Origin of the sequence: Pectobacterium versatile (assembly GCF_020166435.1) — a bacterium.
In the GTDB taxonomy this organism is placed as follows: domain Bacteria; phylum Pseudomonadota; class Gammaproteobacteria; order Enterobacterales; family Enterobacteriaceae; genus Pectobacterium; species Pectobacterium versatile.
On record NZ_JAINZP010000055.1, the window covers coordinates 1 to 1,349 of the forward strand.

The 1,349-nt window shown below is 42.3% G+C and carries 2 protein-coding genes and 1 pseudogene; 2 read left to right on the forward strand and 1 reads right to left on the reverse strand.

Annotated features, from left to right (window positions below; all coding sequences use genetic code 11):
• Nucleotides 1-550 (forward strand): annotated as a pseudogene (locus K7X24_RS21845) (hypothetical protein); the annotation flags it as partial.
• Complete coding sequence (locus tag K7X24_RS21850) at nt 534-1,136, forward strand: hypothetical protein (protein WP_044209654.1); 603 nt, start codon at nt 534-536, stop codon at nt 1,134-1,136. The pseudogene K7X24_RS21845 and the gene K7X24_RS21850, both read left to right, overlap by 17 nt.
• A 46-nt stretch (nt 1,137-1,182) precedes the next feature.
• Here K7X24_RS21850 and K7X24_RS21855 read toward each other — a convergent pair whose 3' ends face one another.
• Nucleotides 1,183-1,320: a SymE family type I addiction module toxin gene (locus K7X24_RS21855; RefSeq protein WP_044209657.1), complete on the reverse strand. Its 138-nt coding sequence runs from the start codon at nt 1,318-1,320 to the stop codon at nt 1,183-1,185.
• Nucleotides 1,321-1,349 lie beyond the last annotated feature (29 nt).

The following is a 1,349-nucleotide window of genomic DNA, read 5'->3' on the forward strand; positions in this document are numbered from 1 at the left end:
CACGATGTATATCATTGGTGGAATTGCAGGTATTGGTTCCGGAAAAGCGGCTGATGAAGGACTCACTCTGGGAGTAAAATCACCCACATCCTCAGCGAAATCAGGGGGGAATACATCCAAGTCCTCTTCTGAAACTTATTTCCGAGTTGAGGGCGGAGGAAGCGGTACACAAACAAGCCAGAACAGAATCAATGTGAACACTGATGGAAGCGTAAGCATTAATTCGGGTTGTAGTGGGCAATTATGTGTCAGTACTAATGGAGCAAATCATGCTGCTTATTACCTGACAAATAAAAGACAGGATGGAAGTGTTGTTGTGTTTGAAGTGGATGTTGCTCTTCATAAACAAATAATGGAAGCCGCCGTTCCTCAGAGGCCTATTCCAGGCGTACCGAAAGATCCAAACGCTCCTAAGATCGTTGATCTTACAAAAGGTCAACCTAGTGTGTCTCTTGAATTACCGAAGGTGTGGGATAGATTGATAGAACAAAACTCATCGAAAGCTCGCGTATTAACGAAAGAGGAATTTCTGAATGAATTCGGAAAATGACTATCAGAATTTACTCGATGCCATTTTTAATGGTGATAAAGATATTGCTATCTTTGTTGTAGATAGCATTCATTACTATATTGTTGATAATAAAGATAATTACTGTATTGATGTTAGGTCTGAGTATAAGGAATATATAGCTAAAGGATGGATGAAAGAGTCTCTCTATGACGAGGCAGTTAGCTCATTCAGGAATGGAGTTCCTGTGTTATCTAAGGATACTTTTAAAGATTACATAACCAGAAATGATGTTGCTGTTTATACAGTGGACTGGATGAGGTCATTCTTTATATTAGGCAGAGATAATGAACGCCTTGTAAGTTTTTATGATTACATTGAGCGTTTTTTGTCCACATTAACAGAGCCTGTGTCAGTTGAGTGGGATAGTTGGAGAATGCGGCTACCTAAGTTTTACATCAATTTTGACAAAAAAATATATCGCCATACTGATTGGGATCGAAGTCATGAGACGTCTGTACCATCTGATTGGAGCGCCCAGGCGAATAGTGATTTTGGCTTGTTAGTGCCAGACAAAGAGCAATACTGGCTTATTAGTGGTATGAATTTTTGGAAACTACAGATGTAAAAATAACGTTCCCGGCTCTTAAAACAGGCCGGGATTTTTTTGCCTGTCACTCAGCCGCAGGCCGTATCACCAGTTGGCCGTGTTCAACGGTAACGATAACTGGTGTATCGGTCGCAAATCCTGCCGCCTCCAGCCAGTTGCCCTGAAGGTGCAGGCTGGGGCTGCGGCTGTAATAGCGCGTCATATCGTTGCGGTCTGCGTGGCGATGGCACT